This window comes from Streptoverticillium reticulum, assembly GCF_047456005.1.
GTDB classification, from domain to species: Bacteria; Actinomycetota; Actinomycetes; order Streptomycetales; family Streptomycetaceae; genus Streptomyces; species Streptomyces reticulum.
Map to the genome: position 1 here is coordinate 5,192,447 of NZ_CP179755.1, position 20,680 is coordinate 5,213,126.

23 protein-coding genes, 1 tRNA gene and 1 riboswitch are annotated in these 20,680 nt (G+C 70.6%); of the genes, 18 read left to right on the forward strand and 6 right to left on the reverse strand.

The window, feature by feature from the left end; all coding sequences use genetic code 11:
• Window positions 1-119: 119 nt before the first annotated feature.
• A complete protein-coding gene (locus ACMATS_RS23690; protein ID WP_391151211.1) occupies window positions 120-1,451 on the reverse strand; it encodes a nicotinate phosphoribosyltransferase in 1,332 nt (443 codons plus the stop codon).
• A 107-nt stretch (window positions 1,452-1,558) separates the two neighbouring features.
• Here ACMATS_RS23690 and clpS point away from each other — a divergent pair, with 107 nt between their 5' ends.
• The 8 genes from clpS (at window position 1,559) to ACMATS_RS23730 (ending at window position 7,417) form a co-directional block, all read left to right on the forward strand.
• Window positions 1,559-1,870 (forward strand): ATP-dependent Clp protease adapter ClpS, encoded by a 312-nt coding sequence (gene clpS / locus ACMATS_RS23695; protein WP_336413249.1) that lies wholly within the window; start codon window positions 1,559-1,561, stop codon window positions 1,868-1,870.
• Entirely contained in the window at window positions 1,870-2,463 is a 594-nt protein-coding gene (locus tag ACMATS_RS23700; protein WP_414168974.1) for a DUF2017 domain-containing protein, read from the forward strand. Before clpS ends, ACMATS_RS23700 begins: the two co-directional genes overlap by 1 nt.
• A gap of 311 nt (window positions 2,464-2,774) precedes the next feature.
• Complete coding sequence (locus ACMATS_RS23705; RefSeq protein ID WP_390782211.1) at window positions 2,775-4,244, forward strand: amino acid permease; 1,470 nt, start codon at window positions 2,775-2,777, stop codon at window positions 4,242-4,244.
• A 66-nt stretch (window positions 4,245-4,310) separates the two neighbouring features.
• Window positions 4,311-4,751, forward strand: a complete 441-nt coding sequence (locus ACMATS_RS23710; RefSeq protein ID WP_390782212.1) for a Mov34/MPN/PAD-1 family protein — start codon at window positions 4,311-4,313, stop codon at window positions 4,749-4,751.
• Between the two features lie 113 nt (window positions 4,752-4,864).
• Window positions 4,865-5,146, forward strand: a complete 282-nt coding sequence (locus ACMATS_RS23715) for a MoaD/ThiS family protein (RefSeq protein ID WP_391151212.1) — start codon at window positions 4,865-4,867, stop codon at window positions 5,144-5,146.
• A gap of 10 nt (window positions 5,147-5,156) precedes the next feature.
• Window positions 5,157-6,107, forward strand: coding sequence for a PLP-dependent cysteine synthase family protein (locus ACMATS_RS23720; protein WP_390782214.1), 951 nt, complete (start codon window positions 5,157-5,159; stop codon window positions 6,105-6,107).
• A gap of 95 nt (window positions 6,108-6,202) precedes the next feature.
• A complete protein-coding gene (locus ACMATS_RS23725) occupies window positions 6,203-6,322 on the forward strand; it encodes a hypothetical protein (protein ID WP_171086123.1) in 120 nt (39 codons plus the stop codon).
• A gap of 342 nt (window positions 6,323-6,664) precedes the next feature.
• The gene (locus ACMATS_RS23730; RefSeq protein ID WP_390782245.1) at window positions 6,665-7,417 is read left to right on the forward strand and encodes an MBL fold metallo-hydrolase; all 753 of its coding nucleotides are present in this window, start codon (window positions 6,665-6,667) and stop codon (window positions 7,415-7,417) included.
• Between the two features lie 254 nt (window positions 7,418-7,671).
• Here the strand turns inward: ACMATS_RS23730 and ACMATS_RS23735 are convergent, their stop codons facing one another.
• Together ACMATS_RS23735 and ACMATS_RS23740 are read right to left on the reverse strand one after the other, a co-directional pair.
• Window positions 7,672-9,090 (reverse strand): PTS transporter subunit EIIC, encoded by a 1,419-nt coding sequence (locus ACMATS_RS23735; RefSeq protein WP_390782215.1) that lies wholly within the window; start codon window positions 9,088-9,090, stop codon window positions 7,672-7,674.
• A gap of 209 nt (window positions 9,091-9,299) precedes the next feature.
• The gene (locus ACMATS_RS23740) at window positions 9,300-10,622 is read right to left on the reverse strand and encodes a PTS transporter subunit EIIC (RefSeq protein WP_414168975.1); all 1,323 of its coding nucleotides are present in this window, start codon (window positions 10,620-10,622) and stop codon (window positions 9,300-9,302) included.
• Window positions 10,623-10,823: 201 nt separating this feature from the next.
• On the opposite strand from ACMATS_RS23740, the gene ACMATS_RS23745 reads away from it, so the two are divergent.
• The 3 genes from ACMATS_RS23745 (at window position 10,824) to rdgB (ending at window position 12,494) form a co-directional block, all read left to right on the forward strand.
• Entirely contained in the window at window positions 10,824-11,057 is a 234-nt protein-coding gene (locus ACMATS_RS23745; protein ID WP_336413259.1) for a PTS glucose/sucrose transporter subunit IIB, read from the forward strand.
• 81 nt (window positions 11,058-11,138) lie between these two features.
• Window positions 11,139-11,870 (forward strand): ribonuclease PH, encoded by a 732-nt coding sequence (gene rph / locus ACMATS_RS23750; protein WP_390782217.1) that lies wholly within the window; start codon window positions 11,139-11,141, stop codon window positions 11,868-11,870.
• A 21-nt stretch (window positions 11,871-11,891) separates the two neighbouring features.
• Entirely contained in the window at window positions 11,892-12,494 is a 603-nt protein-coding gene (gene rdgB, locus ACMATS_RS23755; protein ID WP_391151216.1) for an RdgB/HAM1 family non-canonical purine NTP pyrophosphatase, read from the forward strand.
• A gap of 65 nt (window positions 12,495-12,559) precedes the next feature.
• Here the strand turns inward: rdgB and ACMATS_RS23760 are convergent.
• Window positions 12,560-12,643 (reverse strand) — tRNA-Leu (locus ACMATS_RS23760).
• 229 nt (window positions 12,644-12,872) lie between these two features.
• Between ACMATS_RS23760 and ACMATS_RS23765 the strand changes: the two genes are divergently transcribed.
• Both ACMATS_RS23765 and ACMATS_RS23770 read left to right on the forward strand, forming a co-directional pair.
• A complete protein-coding gene (locus tag ACMATS_RS23765; protein WP_390782219.1) occupies window positions 12,873-13,400 on the forward strand; it encodes a hypothetical protein in 528 nt (175 codons plus the stop codon).
• Entirely contained in the window at window positions 13,400-14,695 is a 1,296-nt protein-coding gene (locus tag ACMATS_RS23770; RefSeq protein ID WP_390782220.1) for a sensor histidine kinase, read from the forward strand. The genes ACMATS_RS23765 and ACMATS_RS23770 overlap by 1 nt, the downstream gene beginning before the upstream one ends.
• On the opposite strand, the gene bcp is transcribed toward ACMATS_RS23770, so the two are convergent.
• Complete coding sequence (gene bcp / locus ACMATS_RS23775) at window positions 14,676-15,143, reverse strand: thioredoxin-dependent thiol peroxidase (protein ID WP_390782221.1); 468 nt, start codon at window positions 15,141-15,143, stop codon at window positions 14,676-14,678. The two genes, ACMATS_RS23770 and bcp, sit on opposite strands and share 20 nt — an antisense overlap.
• A 149-nt stretch (window positions 15,144-15,292) precedes the next feature.
• Here bcp and ACMATS_RS23780 point away from each other — a divergent pair, with 149 nt between their 5' ends.
• The 3 genes from ACMATS_RS23780 to ACMATS_RS23790 all read left to right on the forward strand — a co-directional run bounded on the left by ACMATS_RS23780 (window position 15,293) and on the right by ACMATS_RS23790 (window position 16,450).
• The gene (locus tag ACMATS_RS23780) at window positions 15,293-15,613 is read left to right on the forward strand and encodes a DUF3618 domain-containing protein (RefSeq protein WP_336413265.1); all 321 of its coding nucleotides are present in this window, start codon (window positions 15,293-15,295) and stop codon (window positions 15,611-15,613) included.
• A gap of 121 nt (window positions 15,614-15,734) precedes the next feature.
• On the forward strand, window positions 15,735-16,037 hold the full coding sequence (locus tag ACMATS_RS23785; RefSeq protein ID WP_171086153.1) for a GroES family chaperonin: 303 nt from the start codon (window positions 15,735-15,737) through the stop codon (window positions 16,035-16,037).
• Window positions 16,032-16,094, forward strand: a riboswitch (guanidine-III (ykkC-III) riboswitch). It overlaps the preceding gene by 6 nt.
• A 35-nt stretch (window positions 16,095-16,129) precedes the next feature.
• Window positions 16,130-16,450, forward strand: coding sequence for a DMT family transporter (locus ACMATS_RS23790; RefSeq protein WP_390782223.1), 321 nt, complete (start codon window positions 16,130-16,132; stop codon window positions 16,448-16,450).
• Window positions 16,451-16,535: 85 nt separating this feature from the next.
• On the opposite strand, the gene ACMATS_RS23795 is transcribed toward ACMATS_RS23790, so the two are convergent.
• Window positions 16,536-18,833, reverse strand: a complete 2,298-nt coding sequence (locus ACMATS_RS23795; protein ID WP_391151219.1) for a transglycosylase domain-containing protein — start codon at window positions 18,831-18,833, stop codon at window positions 16,536-16,538.
• Between the two features lie 227 nt (window positions 18,834-19,060).
• Between ACMATS_RS23795 and ACMATS_RS23800 the strand changes: the two genes are divergently transcribed.
• Window positions 19,061-19,861: an ABC transporter permease gene (locus ACMATS_RS23800; protein ID WP_414168976.1), complete on the forward strand. Its 801-nt coding sequence runs from the start codon at window positions 19,061-19,063 to the stop codon at window positions 19,859-19,861.
• A gap of 52 nt (window positions 19,862-19,913) precedes the next feature.
• Entirely contained in the window at window positions 19,914-20,678 is a 765-nt protein-coding gene (locus ACMATS_RS23805) for an ABC transporter permease (protein ID WP_414170778.1), read from the forward strand.
• Window positions 20,679-20,680 lie beyond the last annotated feature (2 nt).

The window sequence follows — 20,680 nt, forward strand, 5'->3', positions numbered from 1 at the left end:
AACAGATCAGCTCGATGTGACCGAGGGTAGTGACTCGGTTTTCGGTGTGCGAGGGGGAACGGACGGCGCAAGGGAACAACGGGGGCTCACGCGCCCGCGCCGCCGCCCCCCAGGGCGCCCTAGCCGACGTACTCGGTCGGCAGCACCGGCTCGCCGCGGGAGAGCTGCGTCGCCGACAGCGGCAGCCCGGCCCGGGCCCGGACGTGCCGCTCGCGGGCCGTGGCCAGCGGCTCCCGGGCGACGACCTCGCCCCGGCGGACCAGCTCCACCAGCAGCTGCCGGTCGGCGAGCTCCGCCGGGACCTCGCCCGTGCCGACGACCTCCGCCTCGGCCACCCCGTCCGCGTCCACCCGGCGCGCGGCCCACTTGCGGCCGCCGATGGAGGTCTTGCCGCCCATCGACTTCTTGGCCACGGGCCGCAGCGGGGCGTCCTCGCCGGAGGAGTCCGCGCGGGCGACCAGCTTGTAGACCATCGAGCACGTGGGGTGCCCGCTGCCGGTGACCAGCTGGGTGCCCACCCCGTACGCGTCCACGGGCGCGGCGGCCAGCGAGGCGATGGCGTACTCGTCCAGGTCGCTGGTGACGACGATCCTGGTGTCCTGGGCGCCCAGGTCGTCGAGCTGCTGGCGCACCCGGTGGGCGAGCAGCAGCAGGTCCCCGGAGTCGATGCGCACCGCGCCCAGCTGCGGCCCGGCGACCTCGACGGCCATCTTCACGGCCTCGGTGACGTCGTAGGTGTCGACCAGCAGCGTCGTCGTGCCGCCGAGCGAGGCGACCTGGGCGGTGAAGGCGTCCCGCTCGTTGTCGTGCAGCAGGGTGAAGGCGTGGGCGCTGGTGCCGACGGTGGGGATGTTGTAGCGGAAGCCGGCCGCCAGGTCCGAGGTGGAGCTGAAGCCGCCCACGAAGGCGGCGCGCGCGGCGGCGACGGCGGCCAGTTCGTGGGTGCGCCGGGCGCCCATCTCGATCAGCGGCCGGTCCCCGGCGGCCACGGCCATCCGGGAGGCGGCCGCGGCGACCGCCGAGTCGTGGTTGAGGATCGACAGGATCACCGTCTCCAGCAGCACGGCCTCGGCGAAGGTGCCCTCGACCCGCATGATCGGCGAGCCCGGGAAGTAGATCTCGCCCTCGGGGTAGCCCCAGACGTCGCCGCGGAAGCGGTAGTCGGCCAGCCAGGCGAGCGTGGGCTCGTCGACGATCTGCTGGGCGGCGAGGAAGTCCAGCACACCGCGGTCGAAGCGGAAGTTCTCGACGGCGTCCAGGACGCGGCCGATGCCCCCGACGACGCCGTAGCGGCGCCCGTGCGGCAGGCGGCGGGTGAAGACCTCGAAGACCGAGCGCCGGTCGGCGGTGCCGGCCCGGAGCGCCGCCTGCACCATGGTGAGCTCGTAGCGGTCGGTGAAGAGGGCCGTCGAGGGCACGTCCACCGGCAGCCTCAAGTCCGCAGCATTCATGGCTCAGATGCTACCCCCGATACTCGTCACTTTGACGATTTCAGTGATCGAAAGCACGGCCACCGCACCGGGACCCCTTTGTGCATCGGCCGCCCGCGAGTGGCAGCATGGGAACCGTGAGTGTTGCACCGGTCGAGATCGAACGGCCCGAGACGGGCGAGTCCCCCTTCGCGGTGACCGAGCCAGACGTCCCCTGGGTGACCCTGGTCCACAACGACCCCGTGAACCTCATGAGTTATGTGACGTATGTCTTCCAGGCCTACTTCGGCTACTCCAAGGACAAGGCCCGCAATCTGATGCTCGACGTCCACCACAAGGGCCGTGCCGCGGTCTCCAGCGGGAGCCGCGAGGAGATGGAGCGCGACGTGCAGGCGATGCACGGCTACGGGCTCTGGGCGACGCTGTCGCAGGACCGTTGATGGCGGGGCACTTCGAGCCGCTGCCCGGCGGCGGGGCCGCCGTGGCCCTGGACGAGGTCGAGATCTCCATCCTGCGCAGCCTGGCCGTCCAGCTGCTGGAGCTGATCGGGCCGGGGGAGACCGAGGGCCCGGACGCCGCCGACCCGCTGGCCCGGCTCTTCGCCGAGGGCCCGAGCGAGCCGCCGTCCGACCCCGCGCTCGCCCGGCTCTTCCCCGACGCCTACGGCACACCCGGCACCGACCAGGACCGGCAGGAGCGCGCGTACGCGTCCGAGTTCCGCCGCTACACCGAGAACGACCTGCGCGCCCGCAAGCGCGACGACGCCCTCGCGATGGTGCGCTCCCTCGACGGGCTGACTGTGGCCGGCGACCGCGGCGCGGTGCTGCGCCTGTCGCCGGAGGACTGCACGCGGTGGCTGTGCGCGCTCAACGATCTCCGCCTGACGATCGGGACCCGGCTGGAGGTCACCGACGAGGACGACGGCGAGGCCCTGCTCGAGCTGCCGGACGAGGATCCGCGCAAGCCGATGGTGATGGCCTATCTGTGGCTCGGGGGGCTGCAGGAGACACTCGTTGAATCGCTGACTCACTGAGTCCGCCGAGCCGCAGCGCCGCTGTTCGCTCAGCGAACGCTCAAAACCGGATAACGATCGAATCACCGTCGCCACGGCTTTTATCGACGGCTGTGACCTTTGTCCTGCTTTTTGTGTGGCGTGCACCATACCCGCCCCACTGATCTCCTTGTTACATCGTGATACATCTTGCCGACCTGCCTCCGTGACGCCACCCATGTCACGGCGGGAGCGCTGGCCGACCGACCGTCGGCACTCGCAGGACTCCATCCGGGGGGATCGGAACCCGATCCGGAGCAACCGGATCGGTATGGAGCGAAAGGCGCACCACCATGACCTCTGAGCAGGTCGCGTCCCCTACCGCAGTGCGGGACGAGAACGGAAGCGGAACGGAAGCTTCCGAGGGTTACCAGCGGGGACTGGGCAACCGGCAGATCCAGATGATCGCCATCGGTGGCGCCATCGGCACGGGATTGTTCCTCGGAGCGGGCAAGGCCATATCCAAGGCCGGTCCGAGCCTGATCCTGGGTTATGCGATTGCCGGCCTGGTCATCTTCTTCATCATGCGAGCGCTCGGCGAGCTGCTCATGTACCGCCCCGTGTCGGGCTCCTTCTCGGAGTACGCCCGCGAATTCCTGGGCCCCTTCTGGGGCTATGTGACGGGCTGGACGTACTGGCTCTTCTGGGTCGTCACCGGCATGACCGAGGTCACCGCCGCGGCCACCTACGTCCAGTACTGGGACAAGTCCATTCCGCAATGGGTCTCGGCCCTCGGCTTCACCGTCGTCCTCTACTTCGCCAACCTGATCTCCGTGAAGCTCTTCGGTGAGCTGGAGTTCTGGTTCTCCATGGTCAAGGTCACCGCCATCATGGGCATGATCCTGATCGGCATCGGCGTCCTCACCCTGGGCTTCTCCAACGCCGGCAAGACGGCCTCCGTCAGCCACCTGTGGGCCGACGGCGGATTCTTCCCGCACGGCATCGGCGGCACGCTGATGACCCTGCACCTGGTGATGTTCGCGTTCATGGCCGTCGAGCTGGTCGGTGTCACCGCCGGCGAGGCCAAGGACCCGAAGAAGACCCTGCCCCAGGCCATCAACACCGTGCCCTGGCGCATCGCCCTCTTCTACCTCGGTGCGCTCCTGATCATCCTGTCCGTCGTCAGCTGGACCGTCTTCAAGCCGGGCGTCAGCCCGTTCGTCGAGGCGTTCCAGATGATCGGTCTCCCGGCGGGTGCCGGCATCGTCAACTTCGTGGTGCTCACCGCGGCGCTGTCGTCCTGCAACTCCGGCATGTACTCCACCGGCCGCATGCTGCGGGACCTCTCGCTCAACGGCCAGGGCCCGAAGTTCTTCGGCCGGCTGAGCAAGAAGGGCCTGCCGCTGCGCGGGACCACCATCTCCGCCGCGCTGATGCTGGTCGGCGTCTGGATCAACTACCAGTGGCCCGGCCAGGCGTTCGACTACGTCGTCTCCTTCGCCACCATCTCCGGCCTGTGGGCCTGGGTCATGATCCTCGCGTCCCACCTGCGCTACCGGAAGCTGGCCGACGCCGGTGTGGTGCCGCAGTCGGAGTTCAAGGCCCCGGGCGCCCCGTGGACCAGCCTCTTCGGCCTGCTCTTCATCGGCATGGTGTTCGTGCTGATGGGCATCGACAAGGACGCCCGGATCTCGCTGTACTGCGCCCCGGTCTGGGCCGCGATCATGTGGGTCTCCTACGTGGTGCTCAAGAAGCGCAACCCCGAGGCCTTCGCCCGCAAGCCGCACCCGACCCCCGTCCCGGAGGTCGAGGCGGCCGCCTGATCCGCAGCCTCTCGCTCCTGCAGGGGGCCCGCCGTACCGGCGGGCCCCCTGCCTATTCTTGGCCGCATGCTGACCATCACCCAGGACCTCCACGACCGGATCGTCGCCCACGCCCGCGCCGACCACCCCGACGAGGCGTGCGGCGTGGTCGCCGGCCCCGCCGGCAGCGGCCGGCCCGAGCGGTTCGTCCCGATGCTCAACGCGGCCCGCTCACCCACCTTCTACGAGTTCGACTCGGGCGATCTCCTCAAGCTCTACCGGGAGATGGACGACCGCGACGAGGAGCCGGTGATCATCTACCACTCCCACACGGCCACCGAGGCCTACCCCTCCCGCACCGACATCTCCTACGCCAACGAGCCCGGCGCGCACTACGTCCTCGTCTCCACCGCGGACACCGACGGCTCCGGACCCTTCCAGTTCCGCTCGTTCCGCATCGTGGACGGCGAAGTCACCGAAGAAGACGTCGAGATCGTCGCCGCGTACGGGAATGTGACCACGCAGTAAGACCGTTGTGTCCGGATGCCGGTACATGCTTCCGGCGGACGCACAGGGTGTCGATACGATCGCCCCACGTGCCCCACCCCCAGCACTCCAGCACTCCGACAGGAGCACAGCCCATGGCCATCGAGGTCCGTATCCCGACCATTCTCCGCACGTACACCGACGGCGCCAAGGCCGTCGAGGGCAGCGGCGGCACGCTCGACGAGCTGTTCAAGGACCTCGACAGTCGGCACGCGGGCATCCGCGAGCGCCTGGTCGACGAGAAGGGCGCGCTGCGCCGCTTCGTCAACGTCTACCTCAACGACGAGGATGTCCGCTTCCTCAGCGGCCTCGCCACCGAGCTCGGCGACGGCGACAGCGTCACCATCCTCCCGGCGGTCGCCGGCGGAATGGTCTGAGCGGCGCCCCATGCGCTACGAGAGCCCCCTGGCGGCCGTCGGCAACACCCCGCTCGTCGGCCTGCCCCGGCTGTCCCCCTCGGCGTCCGTGCGGATCTGGGCCAAGCTGGAGGACCGCAACCCCACCGGCTCCGTCAAGGACCGGCCCGCGCTGCACATGATCGAGCAGGCCGAGAAGGCCGGCCGGCTCACCCCCGGCTGCACCGTCCTCGAACCCACCTCCGGCAACACCGGCATCTCCCTCGCCATGGCCGCCAAGCTCAAGGGCTACCGCATGGTGTGCGTGATGCCCGAGAACACCAGCGAGGAGCGGCGCCAACTCCTCGCCATGTGGGGCGCGGAGATCATCCCCTCGCCCGCCGCCGGGGGCTCCAACACGGCCGTGCGCGTGGCCAAGGAGCTCGCTGAGCAGCACCCGGACTGGGTGATGCTCTACCAGTACGGCAACCCCGACAACGCCGGCGCCCACTACGCCACGACGGGCCCGGAGATCCTCGCCGACCTCCCGGAGATCACCCACTTCGTGGCCGGACTCGGCACCACCGGCACCCTCATGGGCGTCGGCCGCTACCTGCGCGAGCACGTCCCCGGCGTGCAGATCGTCGCCGCCGAACCGCGCTACGACGACCTGGTCTACGGGCTGCGCAACCTCGACGAGGGCTTCGTCCCCGAGCTCTACGACGCCTCCGTGCTCACCACGCGCTTCTCCGTCGGCTCCGAGGACGCGGTGCGCCGCACCCGCGAACTCCTCGCCGAGGAAGGCATCTTCGCGGGCATCTCCACCGGCGCCGTGCTGCACGCCGCCCTCGGCGTCGCGCGCAAGGCGGTCCGGTCCGGGGAACGGGCGGACATCGTCTTCGTCGTGGCCGACGGCGGCTGGAAGTACCTCTCCACCGGCGTCTACACGGCGGCGACGACCGAGGAGGCGGTGGCCGCGCTGCACGGCCAGCTCTGGGCGTAGTGTCCGCTGCGGTCGGTAAAAAACAGAACTGTGCACGGGTGAACTGCTACTACCGATGTTGGCAGGCGGCTGACATCATCACGTAGGAGACGCACATGACCTGTCCCGCATGTGGATCTTCGGACACGAGGCAACTCAACAATGGAAACTGGCAGTGCGGAAACTGCGGCGCAGTCACGGCTGGACCGGGCAGCGTGGGATGCGCTCGCCCCTGAGACGCGTGAACGCCTCGCGGCCTTCATGTCGCCCGAGGTGTTCACGGTGACGGCCGGCAGCAAGGAGTCGGCCGAGCGCTTCCAGCGCTTCATGGACACGCTGGACCGCGCCGAGCAGCACAAGCCCCTGTAGCCGCAGCCTTCTCCGCTCCCGTGGCCCCGCCCGCGCTCCCCCCTGTAGCGCGGGCGGGGCCTTCGGTGCACCGGGCGCCGTGCCGGACGGCCGTCCTGGTGATTCCAGCCACACCACCCCGCCGCCGAGGAGCGGTTGCACCGCTCCCGTCCTAGGCTCGACTGCACCGCATGGCCCCCCGTCACCGGCCCACGGAGGTTCAGGCCCGCATGAAGCTCACCGTCGTCGGATGCTCGGGGTCGTTCCCGTCCACGGAATCGGCCTGTTCGAGCTACCTCGTGGAGGCCGACGGCTACCGGCTGCTGCTCGACATGGGCAACGGCGCCCTCGGAGAGCTCCAGCGCCACACCGGTCTCTACGACCTCGACGCCGTGCTTCTGTCGCACCTCCACCCCGACCACTGCATCGACATGTGCGGCTACTTCGTCGCCCGCTACTACCGCCACGACGGCGGCCGCGCCAGGCCGATCCCCGTCCACGGCCCGCAGGGCACCGAGCAGCGGCTGGTCACGGCCTACGGCGACGTGCCCGACGAGGCCTGCATGAGCGAGGTCTTCGACTTCCGCACCCTGCGCCCCGGCACCTTCGCCCTGGGCCCCCTGACGGTCCGTACGGCCCTGGTCCGCCACCCCGTCGAGGCCTACGCCTTCCGCGTCGAGCACAACGGGGCGTCCCTGGTCTACTCCGGCGACACCGGCCCCTGCGCCGCCCTGGACGAACTCTCCGCAGGCGCCGACCTGCTGCTGTGCGAGGCCTCCTTCACGCACGGCAAGGAGGACATCCCCGACCTCCACCTCAACGGCCTGGAGGCCGGCGAGTGCGCGGCCCGCGCGGGCGTCGGCCGCCTGGTCCTCACCCACATCCCGCCGTGGACCGACCCGTTGACGAACCTGCGCGACGCCAGGTCCGTCTACGACGGGCCGGCGGAGTTGGCGCAGGCGGGGGCGGTGTACGAGGTGTAGGGCGCACCCCGTCGGGTGCGCCCCGTAAGGGGCGCGGGGCTGTTGACATATGCGGCTCCGCCGCGTGGGCGCGAGCAACCACAGCCGGCCCGCAGCCGACGCACCGCCCCGGGGGCAACACGTCATCTGCGGGCGCGTCGTGGCTTGTCGCGCAGTTCCCCGCGCCCCTGACGGGGCGCGAAGATCCACCGGACACGGGGAAGGGCCCCGGAACCGCCAACGGTTCCGGGGCCCTTCTGAGTCGCCGACAGGGCTTACGCCTTGGTGAGGTCCTCGATCTCCTCCTCGGGCTCGCGGCCCGGGGTGGGGAGGTTGAACTTGGTGATCGCGAAGCGGAACACCACGTAGTAGATCACCGCGAAGACCAGACCGATCGGGATGATCATCCACGGCTTGGTGGCCAGGTTCCAGTTCAGCGCGTAGTCGATGAAGCCGGCGGAGAAGGTGAAGCCGGCGTGCACGCCCAGCGCCCAGGTGACGGCCATGGAGACGGCGGTCAGCACCGCGTGCACCGCGTACAGCAGCGGCGCGATGAACATGAACGCGAACTCGATCGGCTCGGTGATGCCGGTGACGAACGAGGTCAGCGCGAGCGAGATCATCATGCCCAGGACGGCCTTGCGGCGCTCGGGGCGGGCGGAGTGCGCGATGGCGAGCGCGGCGGCCGGCAGACCGAACATCATGATCGGGAAGAAGCCCGACATGAACTGTCCGGCGCTCGGGTCGCCGGCGAAGAACCGGTTGATGTCACCGTGGACGACCTTGCCCGCGGCGTCGGTGAAGTCACCGAGCTGGAACCAGGAGACGGTGTTGACGAACTGGTGCATGCCGATCGGGATCAGACCGCGGTTGACCAGACCGAACAGACCGGCGCCGACGGCACCCAGGCCCGTCATCCACGTGCCGAAGTCGCTGATGGCGTTGCCGATCGGCTCCCAGACCAGGCCGAAGAAGACGCCCACGAGGGTGCCGACGAAGGCCATGATGATCGGCACCAGGCGGCGGCCGTTGAAGAAGCCGAGCCAGTCCACCAGTCGGGTGCGGTGGTAGCGCTGCCACAGCACGGCGGCGAGCAGACCCATGATGATGCCGCCGAGGACACCGGGGTTGTTGTAGACGGCGGCCGTGTACTCGCCGTTCTTCACGAAGGCCTCGTGGACCGGGAACGCCTTCAGCACGTTGCTGTAGACGAGGAAGCCGACGAGGGCGGCCAGCGCGGTGGAGCCGTCGGCCTTCTTGGCGAAGCCGATCGCGACACCGATGCAGAAGAGCATCGGCAGGTTGTCGAAGATCGCGCCACCGGCGGTGGAGAAGACGTCGGCTACCTTGTCCCAGTGGAGGCCGTCCTTGCCGAAGACGTCCTTCTGGCCGAGGCGCAGCAGGATGCCGGCGGCGGGCAGCACGGCGATGGGCAGCTGCAGGCTGCGGCCGATCTTCTGCAGGCCCTGCAGCACGCCGGACCACGGCTTCTTGGCGGGGGCGGACTTCTTCTCGGCCTTGGCGGCCTTCTCGACGGGCTTCTCCGCGACCGCGGTCGCGGTGCTCGCCGACGCCTTCGCGGTCTCGGCCTGCTGGGCCGGCGCGGCGCCGCCGGACTTCTTCTGGGCCGGGACCGGCCGCTTCTTCTGCTGCCCGGAGGGCTTCCTGGTCGCCTTCGACCTGGGCCTGCTCATCGGATTCCTCCAAGTGAGGCGGGCGCTCGGGGGAAGGGGACGGCCCGCTTATGGTCTACACCACTCAGTGGTTTAGACCTGTTGTAGCACGTGAAGCGGGCATAAAGGAATCCATGCTTCCAGGTGGCCTGGACCACATGCACGGCGGCCCCCGAACCTATCGGTCCGGAGGCGGCGCAGGGTTACAGGATCCTTACGCGGTGTTGAACTTACGGCTTCACCGCCGCGTCCTCGAAACTCTCCCCGGCCTCCTCCTCCGGCTCCCGCCCCGGCGTCGGGATGTCGAACCGGGTGATCGCGAACCGGAAGAGCGCGTAGTAGACGACCGCGAAGCACAGGCCGATCGGAATGATCAGCCAAGGCCGGGTCGCCAGGCTCCAGTTGATCACGTAGTCGATCAGGCCCGCCGAGAAGCTGAAGCCGTCGTGCACGCCCAGCTCCCAGGTGACCGCCATCGAGACACCGGTGAGCAGGGCGTGCGCCACGTACAGCAGCGGGGCGATGAAGAGGAAGGAGTACTCGATGGGCTCGGTGATGCCCGTGACGAGCGAGGTCAGGCCCACCGAGAGCATCATGCCGCCCACCGCCTTGCGGTGGGCCGGCCTGGCGCAGTGTGCGATCGCCAGGGCCGCCGCCGGCAGCGCGAACATCATGATCGGGAAGAAGCCCGAGGTGAACTGGCCCGCGTGCGGGTCGCCCGCCAGGAAGCGGTTGATGTCGCCGTGCACCACCGTGCCGTCCGGCTTGGTGTAGTCGCCGAACTGGAACCACACGAAGACGTTCAGGAACTGGTGCAGACCGATCACCAGCAGGGCGCGGTTGGCCACGCCGAAGATGCCCGAGCCGAGCGAGCTCAGATCCACCAGCCACTTGCTGAAGCTCGTCAGGCCGCGCCCCACCGGCGGCCAGATCCACAGGCACAGCGCCGCGAAGGCGATCGCCACGAAGGCCATGATGATCGGCACCAGCCGGCGCCCGTTGAAGAAGCCCAGCCAGTCCACCAGCCGCACCCGGTGGTAGCGCTCCCAGAGCTTGGCCGTCATGTAGCCCATCACGATGCCGCCGAAGACGCCCGGGTTCTGGTACGCCGCTGCGCCCGCCGTGCCGTCCGGGGCGATGCACACCCCGCTGAGCAGCCCCAGCCCCGTGAAGCGGTGACCGCCCGGGCAATTCTGCGGGAACTGGTGCAGCACCGCGTAGTAGACGAGGAAGCCCGCCACCGCCGCCAGGGCTGTCGAACCGTCCGCCTTCTTCGCCATGCCGATCGCCACGCCCACCGCGAACAGCAGCGGCAGCCCCAGCGAGGAGTCCAGCAGCGCCCCGCCCGCGCCCGCCATCACCTTGGCGACGTCCGTCCAGCCCAGGCCGTCCTTGCCGAAGACGTCCGGCTGGCCGAGCCGGTTGAGGATGCCGGCGGCCGGCAGGACGGCGATGGGCAGTTGCAGGCTCCGGCCCATCTTCTGCAGGCCCTGGAAGACGGAGTGCAGGTGCTTCCTGGCCGGCCGGGGGGCCGCCGCTGCTTCCGAGGTCATCCGCATCCTCCCGGCTGGCATACTGGTGTAGACCACTCGGCGGGCACGTGCGCGACGGCCTCCCGGAACGCACTGCCGGGTGGTGGCCATCTTTCGTCAGATGGCGGACGAACGCCCGCGTAGTTGGGCTGAACGTGGGTTACCGTGTGAAAGCCGACCGGCGACACCGCCAGGGTCCGGCCGAGACAACCAGGAGTGCACATGGCCAGCAAGGCTGAGAAGATCGTCGCCGGTCTCGGCGGGATCGACAACATCGAAGAGGTCGAGGGCTGCATCACCCGCCTCCGCACCGAGGTCGCCGACGCCTCCCTCGTCGACGAGGCCGCCCTCAAGGCCGCCGGTGCCCACGGTGTCGTCAAGATGGGCACCGCCATCCAGGTCGTCATCGGCACCGACGCGGACCCCGTCGCCGCCGAGATCGAAGACATGATGTGAGCCGCTGAGCTCCTCCGCGCAGGGCCCCGCACCGGAACGGACCGGAACGGGGCCCTTCGTGTTGCGGCTAGGCTCGTCACCATGTCTCGCATCGACGGCCGCACCCCCGACCAGCTCCGCCCCGTGACCATCCAGCGCGGTTGGAGCAAGCACGCCGAGGGCTCCGTCCTCGTCTCCTTCGGCGACACCAAGGTGTTCTGCACCGCCTCCGTCACCGAGGGCGTCCCCCGCTGGCGCAAGGGCAGCGGCGAAGGATGGGTCACCGCCGAGTACTCGATGCTGCCCCGCTCCACCAACACCCGCGGCGACCGCGAGTCCGTCCGCGGCAAGATCGGCGGCCGCACCCACGAGATCTCCCGCCTCATCGGCCGCTCGCTGCGCGCCGTCATCGACTACAAGGCCCTCGGCGAGAACACCATCGTCCTCGACTGCGACGTCCTCCAGGCCGACGGCGGCACCCGCACCGCCGCCATCACCGGCGCCTACGTGGCCCTGGCCGACGCCGTCGCCTGGGCCCAGCAGAAGAAGCTCGTCAAGCACGGCCGCCACCCGCTGACCGGCACCGTCTCCGCCGTCAGCGTCGGCATCGTCGACGGCGTCCCGCTCCTCGACCTCTGCTACGAGGAGGACGTGCGCGCCGAGACCGACATGAACGTCGTCTGCACCGGCGACGGCCGCTTCGTCGAGGTCCAGGGCACCGCCGAGGCCGAGCCCTTCGCGCGCGAGGAGCTCAACGCCCTCCTCGACCTGGCCGTGACCGGCTGCGCCGAACTGGACAAGGCCCAGCGCGAGGCCCTCGCCCGCACCCTCTGAGACCCGGGAGAAGCAAGAACCGTGCAGCGCCTGATCCTGGCCACCCGCAACGCGAACAAGGTCACCGAGCTCCGCGCGATCCTCGCCGGGGCCGGCCTCGACATCGAACTCGTCGGCGCCGACGCGTATCCCGAGGTGCCCGACGTCAAGGAGACCGGCGTCACCTTCGCCGAGAACGCCCTCCTCAAGGCCCACGCCCTGGCCCAGGCCACCGGCCACCCGGCCGTCGCCGACGACTCCGGCCTCTGCGTCGACGTCCTGAACGGCGCCCCCGGCATCTTCTCCGCCCGCTGGGCGGGCCGCCACGGCGACGACAAGGCCAACCTGGACCTCCTGCTGGCCCAGCTCGCCGACATCGCCGACGACCACCGCGGCGCCCACTTCGCCTGCGCAGCCGCCCTGGCCCTCCCCGACGGCACCGAACGCGTCGTCGAGGGCCGCCTCCGCGGCACCCTCCGCCACACCCCGTCCGGCTCGGGCGGCTTCGGCTACGACCCGATCCTCCAGCCGCTGGGGGAGACGCGCACCTGCGCCGAGTTGACGCCGGACGAGAAGAACGCGATCAGCCACCGCGGCGAGGCGTTCCGGGGGCTGGTGCCGGTGGTGCGGGAGTTGTTGGGCTGACGCTGCCGGACCGAACGAGGAGGGCCGCCCCCGCTGTGCTGCGGGGGCGGCCCTCCTGCGTTGTGTGCGGCCGGTGGGACTCGAACCCACACGGGTGTGAACCCACTGGGACCTAAACCCAGCATGACTGCCAATTCCATCACGGCCGCGTGCCACGGCCATCGTACTGGGCCCCGCGCGGGAGTTGGGATGGCGCCCGCGTAACCGGAGAGTGCAACGACCGCAATCCTGCTCGGACACGCCGCTCCGTCTCCCCACCGATTCACAGGAACCTGATATGCGCGAAGGGAACGCACGACCCCATTTCTCCGTCCCTCAGAGCGGGAACGGGGACAGCCCGTGAGACGAACGCCCGCCCGTACGCGAGGAAGAGAGCCGATGACCGACCGTGCCGCGCGCCGTTGGGCCAGTACGCGCAGCGTGCTGGCGCTCGTTCTGGGCGTGGTCGTGCTCGGGGCCGGCGGGGTGTGGCTGGCGTGTGCCACCGACCGCGGGAGTGTGATGGGCGAAGCGCCCCGCACGGCCGCGGCGCAGCGGGCGTTCAGCACGCAGGAGGTGCAGGTGGAGGTCGACGAGTCGGCCGCCGGTGAGCTGCCGGGAGTGCGGGACTGCGGCGGCGGGACACCGGTGCTGGAGCCGAAGATCATCACCTTGGACTGTGCGAGCTCCGGCCAGGTCGCCAGCAACATCACCTGGGACGAGTACGGAACGGGCGAGGCGACCGGCAGCGGTGTGGTGCAGGTGTCGAGCGGGGCGGGCGGGGCTGCGCGGACGTCGTTCCCGGCGCAGTTGCGGCTGACCGGGCCCAAGCGGGTGGACGGGACGATGGCGTTCACGGCGCTCGAGGTCACGTACACGGGCGCCACCCCGACCGGCGAGGCGCACAAGGTGTTCACGATCGCGTGATGGGTATTCGTGGACGGATCGCGCTGGCGATCTCCTTCGTCACCGCGCTGGCCGTCGTGGTGCTGGGTGTCGCCGTGCACCACATCTCCGGGCTGGAGCGCGACAAGCAGGCCCGGGAGTACCAGGACGGGCTGCTGAGTTCGGCGCTGCAGGTCTACCAGCGGGACGGAACGCTGGTGCTCGGCGCGCAGTTGGACGACTCGCGGGTGCCGGCGCCGCTCGCGCAGGCGGTGGCCCGGGGCAAGCCGAAGACGTACATCAGCGGCGGCGGCGACCCGCGGGTGTGGGCGGCGACGGGGGTCGGCGACGGCAAGCTGCTGTCGGTCTCGGCCTCGTACCCGGCCCGGGACCCGCTGCAGCGGTCGCTGGACCAGACCCTGATCGTGGCCGGTGCGGTGACGGTGGCGCTGATGGCCGTGGTCGCGCTGTTCGTGGCGCAGAGCCTCTCGCGCCGGCTGCGGCTGAGCGCCGCCGCGGCGCGGCGGATCGCGGCGGGCGAGTCGCAGGACGCGGACGCGCTGCTGACCGGCGGCCGGGACGAGGTCGCGGAACTGGGCCGCTCGGTGCACCACATGGCGACGTCCCTGGCGGCGCGGGTGGAGGCCGAGCGCGGGTTCACCGCGGACGTGGCGCACGAGCTGCGCACCCCGGTGGCGGGGCTGGTGGCCTCGGCCGAACTGCTGCCGCACCCGCGGGCGGTGGAGATGGTGCGCGAGCGCGCGCAGACGATGCGGGCGCTGGTGGAGGACCTGCTGGAGGTCTCCCGGCTGGACGCCGGGGCGGAGAGCGCCCAGCTGGACGCGGTGGAGCTGCCGTCGCTGGTGCGCGGGATCGTCAAGCGGGCGCAGGGCCAGCGCGGGGTGTCCGACGTGGCCGTCGAGGTGGTCGGCGAGGGCCGGATCGTGGCGACGGACGCCCGCCGGGTGGAGCGGATCCTGGTCAACATCCTGGCCAACGCGGCCAAGCACGGCCGTCCGCCGATCGAGGTGACGGTGCGGGGCACCCGGATCACGGTGCGCGACCACGGCGACGGCTTTCCGCCGGGCCTGGTCGACCGCGGGCCGCGGCGCTTCCGCACGGCGGCGCCCGAGCGCGGTACGGGCCACGGCCTGGGGCTGACGATCGCGGTGGGCCAGGCGGCGGTGCTGGGGGCCCTGCTGACGTTCGGCGCGGCCGAGGGCGGGGGCGCGCTGGCCGTCCTCGACCTGCCGGAGGCCGAGGACGTGCCGGAGGAGGACCGTCCGGTCCTCCGGGGCGCGGGCAGCAGCGCGGGGGCTAGAGCCCCAGGTCCTTGATGATCTTGGCGACGTGGCCGGTGGCCTTGACGTTGTAGAGGGCGCGCTCGACCTTGCCCTCCTCGTCGACGATCACGGTCGAGCGGATGACCCCGGTGACCGTCTTGCCGTACAGCTTCTTCTCGCCGAAGGCGCCGTACGCCTCCAGGACCTTCTTCTCCGGGTCGCCGACCAGCGTGACCTTCAGGTCCTCCTGCTCGCGGAACTTCGCGAGCTTCTCCGGCTTGTCGGGCGAGACGCCGATGACGTCGTAGCCGTGGCCGGCCAGGAACTCCAGGTTGTCGGTGAAGTCGCAGGCCTGCTTGGTGCAGCCGGGGGTGAGGGCGGCGGGGTAGAAGTAGACGATGACCTTGCGGCCCTTGCGGTCGGCGAGCGAGACCTCCCGGCCGTCCGCGTCGGGCAGGGTGAAGGCCGGGGCGGTGTCGCCGGGCTGAAGTCGCTCGCTCATGGCTGGCTCTCCTGGGAGTGTGCGGGGGCTGACGGTCCCGAGACTAGCCAGCCCGCCGATCGGGGGTGCCGCGGGGCACGGGGCCGGGGAAGCTGACAGACTGGTCATCAGCATTCATCACTCTTCATGACGGAGACGGAGGCAGCCCGGTGCCGGACGCCAGGACCCCTGCGCAGATCGAGGCGGACATCGCCCGCAGGCGGGAGGAGCTCGCCGTGACGCTCGACGAGATCGGGGTGCGGGTGCACCCGAGCACGATCATCGGGGACGCCAGGGCCAAGGTCGCCTCCAAGGTGGACCAGACCGCGGGCCGCGCGTACGTGGCGGCGAACCGTCTGGTCTCCGAGGTGCGCTCGCGGTTCGTCACGGAGGAGGGCGTGCCCCGGCTGGAGCGGATCGTTCCGGCGGCGATGCTGGCCGTGGGCGTCGTGGGCCTGCTGGCGGTGTCCTCGCGGCGCCACAAGGACTGAAGGCCCCGGTTCCGGGCCGGGTTCCGGTCGGGATCCCGGGCCTGGGGCCTGCGCACCCCGCGCGGACAGGTACGGTCTTCGCGTGAGGACGAATACCACCCACGACAAGCTGCCCATCCGGATGCTCCACGACCGCGTTCTGGTCAGGACGGACATCCCCGAGGGCGAGCGCCGGTCCACCGGCGGCATCGTCATTCCGGCGACGGCGGCGGTGGGCCGCCGCCTGGCCTGGGCCGAGGTCGTCGCGGTCGGCCAGAGCGTGCGCACGGTCGAGCCGGGCGACCGGGTGCTCTACGACCCGGAGGACCGCGCCGAGGTCGAGGTGCGCGGCATCGCCTACGTCCTGATGCGCGAGCGCGATCTGCACGCGGTGGCCGCGGAGCGGCTGGAGGGCTCGGAGGACTCCACGGGCCTGTACCTGTAGCCTGGGCGGCAAGCCCGACGAGACGCGCCGTACCGGGTCAGGACAAGACGACGCACCCCTGGAAACCGTTTTCCATCGGAGGGTGCACCATCATGGCATGGGTCCTGCTCGTCGTCGCCGGCCTGCTCGAGGTCGGCTGGTCGATCGGAATGAAGTACACCGAAGGCTTCACACGGCTGTGGCCGAGCGTCTTCACGGTGGCCGGCATCGCGGCCAGCATGCTGCTGCTGGCACAGGCGGCCCGCTCCCTCCCCATCGGCACGGCCTACGGCGTCTGGGTCGGCATCGGCGCGACGGGGGCCGCGGTGCTCGGCATGGCGGTGCTGGGCGAGCCGGTGAGCGTGGGGCGGGTGTTTTTCATCGTGCTGCTGCTGGTGGCCATCGTCGGCTTGAAGGCGACGTCGGGGCACTGAGGCCCGCGCCCCGAAGGGACGCGGGGAACTGCGCGACCAGCCACGACGAGCCCGCAGCCGACGCACCACACTTCGCGGAGCCCGCTCAGTACTCGTACCCCAGCAGGTCACGCTCCCGCCCATGCCCCTCCTTGCCCTCGTTCGGGCCGCCGAAGGGCGGGAAGCCCGGTGGGGTCGGCGGGCCCGGCGGCGTGAACGGCGGCGGACCCGTGGGCGGGCCCGTCGGGGGGCCGGGGACCGTCGGGCGGCCCGTCGGGGCGGTCGGCGGCAGGGACGACGGCGGTGCCGACGACGGCGGCGCGGACGACGGCGACGCCGTCGGCTCCAGCGTCGGCTTCCCCGCCCCGCTCTCCAGCGTCAGGTTGAAGTCCGTGGCCGGCGTCCCCTCCAGCGCGGTGCCGGTGTACGACGCCCAGATCTGCGCGGGGTAGCCGCCGCCGTTGATGCGGCTCAGCCCGGTCGCCCCGTACAGCGGCTTCTGGTCGGCGGTGTCGGGGTCCTGGCCCATGACGGCGACCACGGTCGCCAGATCCGGCGTGTAGCCCGCGAACCAGGCCGCCTTGTCGTCCTCCGCCGTGCCCGTCTTGCCGGCCGCGGGCCGCCCGGCGGCCTGGGCGGCCTTGCCGGTGCCCGTCGGGCTCTCGACGACGCTCTGCAGGATGGCGGTTGTGGTGTCGGCGGCCTCGCGCGAGACGGCCCGCCGGGTGTCGCTGCGGTCCGGCAGCGCGATGTCCTCGGCGGACTTGGAGACCTTGTCGACGAGCGTGTACGGGCCGTGCTTGCCGTGGTTGGCGAGGGTCGCGTACGCCTGGGTCATGTCCAGGACGCTGGCGGTGGCGGGGCCGAGGGCGATGGAGGGGTTCGCGTTCAGGTCGGGGGTCTTGGCCGGGAGGCCGAGCGCGATGGCCGTGTCCCGCACCTTGCCCGGCCCGACGTCCTCCGCCATCTGTGCGTACACCGCGTTGACCGACCAGTCGGTGGCCTGGGTGACGGTGATCGGCCCGTAGGACTTGTCGTCCTCGTTCGAGGGGGAGTAGCCGACGGGCCCGTTGGGGCCCTGCACCGGGCGCTTGTTGGTGCCGTCGTAGACGGTGTTCGGGGTGATCGAGCGGCCCTGCTGCGTGGTGGAGCCGTTGTCGACGGCGGAGGTGAAGACGAAGGGCTTGAAGGTGGAGCCCACCTGGTAGTCGCGGCGCGTGGCGTTGTTGACGTACTGCTTGGTGTAGTCGATGCCGCCGTAAAGGGCCACGACGCGGCCGGTCTTGGGGTCGATGGAGGCGCCTCCGGCGCGCACGTACGTGTCGACCTTGCGGTTCTCGTCGAGCTGGTTCATCAGCTCTTCGCGCACGGCGGTGACGAACGCGTCCTGTTTCTTGCGGTCGATGGTGGTGGTGATGCGGTAGCCCCCGGCGGCCAGCGTCTGCTCGTCGACGATCTTGTTGGTGGTGAGGTAGTCCTTGACGGCCTCCACCAGATAGCCGCGCTGGCCCGACATCCCCAGCCGCGGACGGGACTTGCCGGGCACCGGGAACTTCATGCCCGCCCGCTCGGCCGGGGTGAGCCACTTCTTCTTCACCATGCCGTCGAGGACGTAGTTCCAGCGGGCCGTGGCCCGCGGCTTGTTCTCGGGGTGGGCGCCCACGTCGTAGGCGCTGGGCGCATTGAGGAGGGTGGCCAGATAGGCGCCCTCCGCCGTGTTCAGCTTGTCCGAATCCTTGTTGTAGTAAGCCTGCGAAGCGGCCTGGATGCCATAGGCGTTGCGGCCGAAGTAGCTGGTGTTGAGGTAGCCCTCCAGGATGTCGTTCTTGGACTCCTCGCGGTCCAGCTTGATGGCGATGAAGAATTCCTTCACCTTGCGGCTGATGGTCTGTTCCTGGCCCAGGTAATAGTTCTTGACGTATTGCTGGGTGATCGTGGAACCGGACTGCTTGCCCTTGCCGGTGACGGTGTTCCAGGCGGCGCGCACCATGGCCTCGGGGTTGACGGCCGACTCCGAGTAGAAGTCCCGGTCCTCGGCGGCCAGTACGGCGTGCTGCACATTCTTGGGGATCTTGCTCAGCGGCACGCTCTCGCGGTTGACTTCGCCGTCGCGGGCGAGCTGGCTGCCGTCGGAGTAGAGGAAGACGTTGCTCTCGGCGACCGCTGCCTTGTTGGCCGGCGGGATGTCGACGAGCATGTAACCCGCGATCAGGGCGCCCGCGATGAGCAGCACGACCAGCAGGAAGCCGCCGAGGATCAGGCGCCAGGTGGGCAGCAGGCGGCGCCATCCGGTGCGCCGGGCGCGGGCGGTCGGGGCGTGGGGCGCGGCGCTGCGGGGCGCCCAGCCGTGCGGCGGCGCGCCGGTCCCGCCGCCGGGACGTCGGTGTGCGTGCTCGTCGCTCATGTCTCCTGGGACTCCTCGGCCGCCGCCGGGGTTGTGTGGCCACGGCGAACACTGTCGCATCCTGCGTTCCGGCGCAGCGGCAGAGCACACCGATGGCGGCGCGGTCAGGGCCGTTCGGTTCAGGCCGACCACTCCCCGGGGTGAAAATGCGTGGCCCCGGGGCGGGGCGTGCGACTAGGCTCCTGCGTTTCGTCCGGTATGAGTTCAACGACGCGGGGGGTCCGGGGATGCGGCTTTATGCGGCGGTCGCGCTCAGCGGATTCCGCCGGTACGCCACCTACCGGGTCGCCACCGCAGCCGGGGTCTTCACGAACACGGTCTTCGGCTTCATCGTCGCGTACACCTATATCGCCCTCTGGAACGCCCGTCCCCACCTGGGCGGTTACGAGCTCGGGCAGGCGCTGGCGTTCGTGTGGATCAGTCAGGCGCTGCTGGCCGCATCGGCGTTGATGGGCGGGGGTTTCGACGAAGAGCTGCAGGAGCGGATCCGCTCCGGGGACGTGGCCGTCGACCTCTACCGCCCGGCCGACCTGCAGCTGTGGTGGCTGGCCAACGACCTGGGCCGGGCGGCCTTCCAGCTGCTGGGCCGCGGGGTGGTGCCGCTGGCGGTGGGGGCGCTGGCGTTCGAACTGACCCTGCCCGCCGACCCGCTGACGTGGCTGGCCTTCCTGCTGTCGGTGCTGCTCGGCCTGCTGGTGGGCTTCGGGATGCGCTACCTGGTGGGGCTGGCCGCCTTCTGGCTGCTGGACGGGGCCGGGCTGACGCTGCTGAGCAGCCTGCTGGGGACCTTCCTGTCCGGGATGCTGCTGCCGCTGGGCGTCTTCCCGGGCACGTTCGGCGAGGTGGCGCGGCTGCTGCCGTGGTCGGCGCTGCTCCAGGTGCCGGCGGACGTGCTGCTCGGCCGGCACCACGGGGCCGGGCTGATACGGGCGTTGGCGTTCCAGGCGGGGTGGGCGGTGGTGATGCTGGGGCTGGGGCGCGTGGTGCAGGCGGTGGCCACGCGGAAGGTGGTGGTGCAGGGTGGCTGACGCACTCTCCGGTGTCGCGCAGGGGCTGCGGGCCTACGGTCTGATCGTCGCCATGTGGGTGCGCTCGACGATGGCGTACCGGGCGTCGTTCCTGATGATGGCGGCCGGGAACTTCGCGGCGACCGCGCTCGACTTCGTCGCGATCCTCATCATGTTCTCGCACGTGCGCACGCTGGGCGGCTTCTCGCTGCCCGAAGTGGCCTTCCTCTACGGCACGACGAGCACCTCGTTCGGGCTGGCGGACCTGTTCCTCGGCAACATGGACAAGGTGGGCCGCCGGGTGCGCGACGGCACGCTCGACACCCTGCTCGTCCGGCCCGCGCCGGTCCTCGCGCAGGTCGCGGCGGACCGTTTCGCCCTGCGCAGGCTGGGGCGGGTCACCCAGGGGGCGCTGCTGCTCGGCTGGTCGCTGGTGCGGCTGGACGTCGACTGGACGCCCGTACGGCTGCTGCTCGTTCCGCTGATGCTGGTGAGCGGGGCGGCGATCTTCGGCGCGGTGTTCGTGGCAGGCGCGGCCTTCCAGTTCAAGGCCAACGACGCGGCCGAGGTGCAGAACGCCTTCACCTACGGCGGTACGACGCTGCTGCAGTACCCGCCCACGCTGTTCGCCACCGACCTGGTGCGGGGCGTCACGTTCGTCGTGCCGATCGCCTTCGTCAACTGGGTGCCCGCACTGCGGGTGCTGGGCCGGGAGAACGCGCTGGGCCTGCCGCCGTGGGCGGACTTCGCCTCGCCGCTGGTGGCGGCGGTGTGCTGCGCCCTGGCGGGGCTGGCGTGGCGGGTGGGGCTGCGGAGCTACCGGAGCACGGGGAGTTGAGG

Excerpts from the sequence above, each read along its gene's own strand:
- ACMATS_RS23690 (WP_391151211.1), bottom strand. The coding sequence starts at position 1,451 with ATGAATGCTGCGGACTTGAGGCTGCCGGTGGACGTGCCCTCGACGGCC.
- clpS (WP_336413249.1), top strand. The coding sequence starts at position 1,559 with ATGGGAACCGTGAGTGTTGCACCGGTCGAGATCGAACGGCCCGAGACG.
- ACMATS_RS23700 (WP_414168974.1), top strand. The coding sequence starts at position 1,870 with ATGGCGGGGCACTTCGAGCCGCTGCCCGGCGGCGGGGCCGCCGTGGCC.
- ACMATS_RS23705 (WP_390782211.1), top strand. The coding sequence starts at position 2,775 with ATGACCTCTGAGCAGGTCGCGTCCCCTACCGCAGTGCGGGACGAGAAC.
- ACMATS_RS23710 (WP_390782212.1), top strand. The coding sequence starts at position 4,311 with ATGCTGACCATCACCCAGGACCTCCACGACCGGATCGTCGCCCACGCC.
- ACMATS_RS23715 (WP_391151212.1), top strand. The coding sequence starts at position 4,865 with ATGGCCATCGAGGTCCGTATCCCGACCATTCTCCGCACGTACACCGAC.
- ACMATS_RS23720 (WP_390782214.1), top strand. The coding sequence starts at position 5,157 with ATGCGCTACGAGAGCCCCCTGGCGGCCGTCGGCAACACCCCGCTCGTC.
- ACMATS_RS23725 (WP_171086123.1), top strand. The coding sequence starts at position 6,203 with ATGACCTGTCCCGCATGTGGATCTTCGGACACGAGGCAACTCAACAAT.
- ACMATS_RS23730 (WP_390782245.1), top strand. The coding sequence starts at position 6,665 with ATGAAGCTCACCGTCGTCGGATGCTCGGGGTCGTTCCCGTCCACGGAA.
- ACMATS_RS23735 (WP_390782215.1), bottom strand. The coding sequence starts at position 9,090 with ATGAGCAGGCCCAGGTCGAAGGCGACCAGGAAGCCCTCCGGGCAGCAG.
- ACMATS_RS23740 (WP_414168975.1), bottom strand. The coding sequence starts at position 10,622 with ATGACCTCGGAAGCAGCGGCGGCCCCCCGGCCGGCCAGGAAGCACCTG.
- ACMATS_RS23745 (WP_336413259.1), top strand. The coding sequence starts at position 10,824 with ATGGCCAGCAAGGCTGAGAAGATCGTCGCCGGTCTCGGCGGGATCGAC.
- rph (WP_390782217.1), top strand. The coding sequence starts at position 11,139 with ATGTCTCGCATCGACGGCCGCACCCCCGACCAGCTCCGCCCCGTGACC.
- ACMATS_RS23765 (WP_390782219.1), top strand. The coding sequence starts at position 12,873 with ATGACCGACCGTGCCGCGCGCCGTTGGGCCAGTACGCGCAGCGTGCTG.
- ACMATS_RS23770 (WP_390782220.1), top strand. The coding sequence starts at position 13,400 with ATGGGTATTCGTGGACGGATCGCGCTGGCGATCTCCTTCGTCACCGCG.
- bcp (WP_390782221.1), bottom strand. The coding sequence starts at position 15,143 with ATGAGCGAGCGACTTCAGCCCGGCGACACCGCCCCGGCCTTCACCCTG.
- ACMATS_RS23785 (WP_171086153.1), top strand. The coding sequence starts at position 15,735 with ATGCTCCACGACCGCGTTCTGGTCAGGACGGACATCCCCGAGGGCGAG.
- ACMATS_RS23790 (WP_390782223.1), top strand. The coding sequence starts at position 16,130 with ATGGCATGGGTCCTGCTCGTCGTCGCCGGCCTGCTCGAGGTCGGCTGG.
- ACMATS_RS23795 (WP_391151219.1), bottom strand. The coding sequence starts at position 18,833 with ATGAGCGACGAGCACGCACACCGACGTCCCGGCGGCGGGACCGGCGCG.
- ACMATS_RS23800 (WP_414168976.1), top strand. The coding sequence starts at position 19,061 with ATGCGGCTTTATGCGGCGGTCGCGCTCAGCGGATTCCGCCGGTACGCC.
- ACMATS_RS23805 (WP_414170778.1), top strand. The coding sequence starts at position 19,914 with ATGTGGGTGCGCTCGACGATGGCGTACCGGGCGTCGTTCCTGATGATG.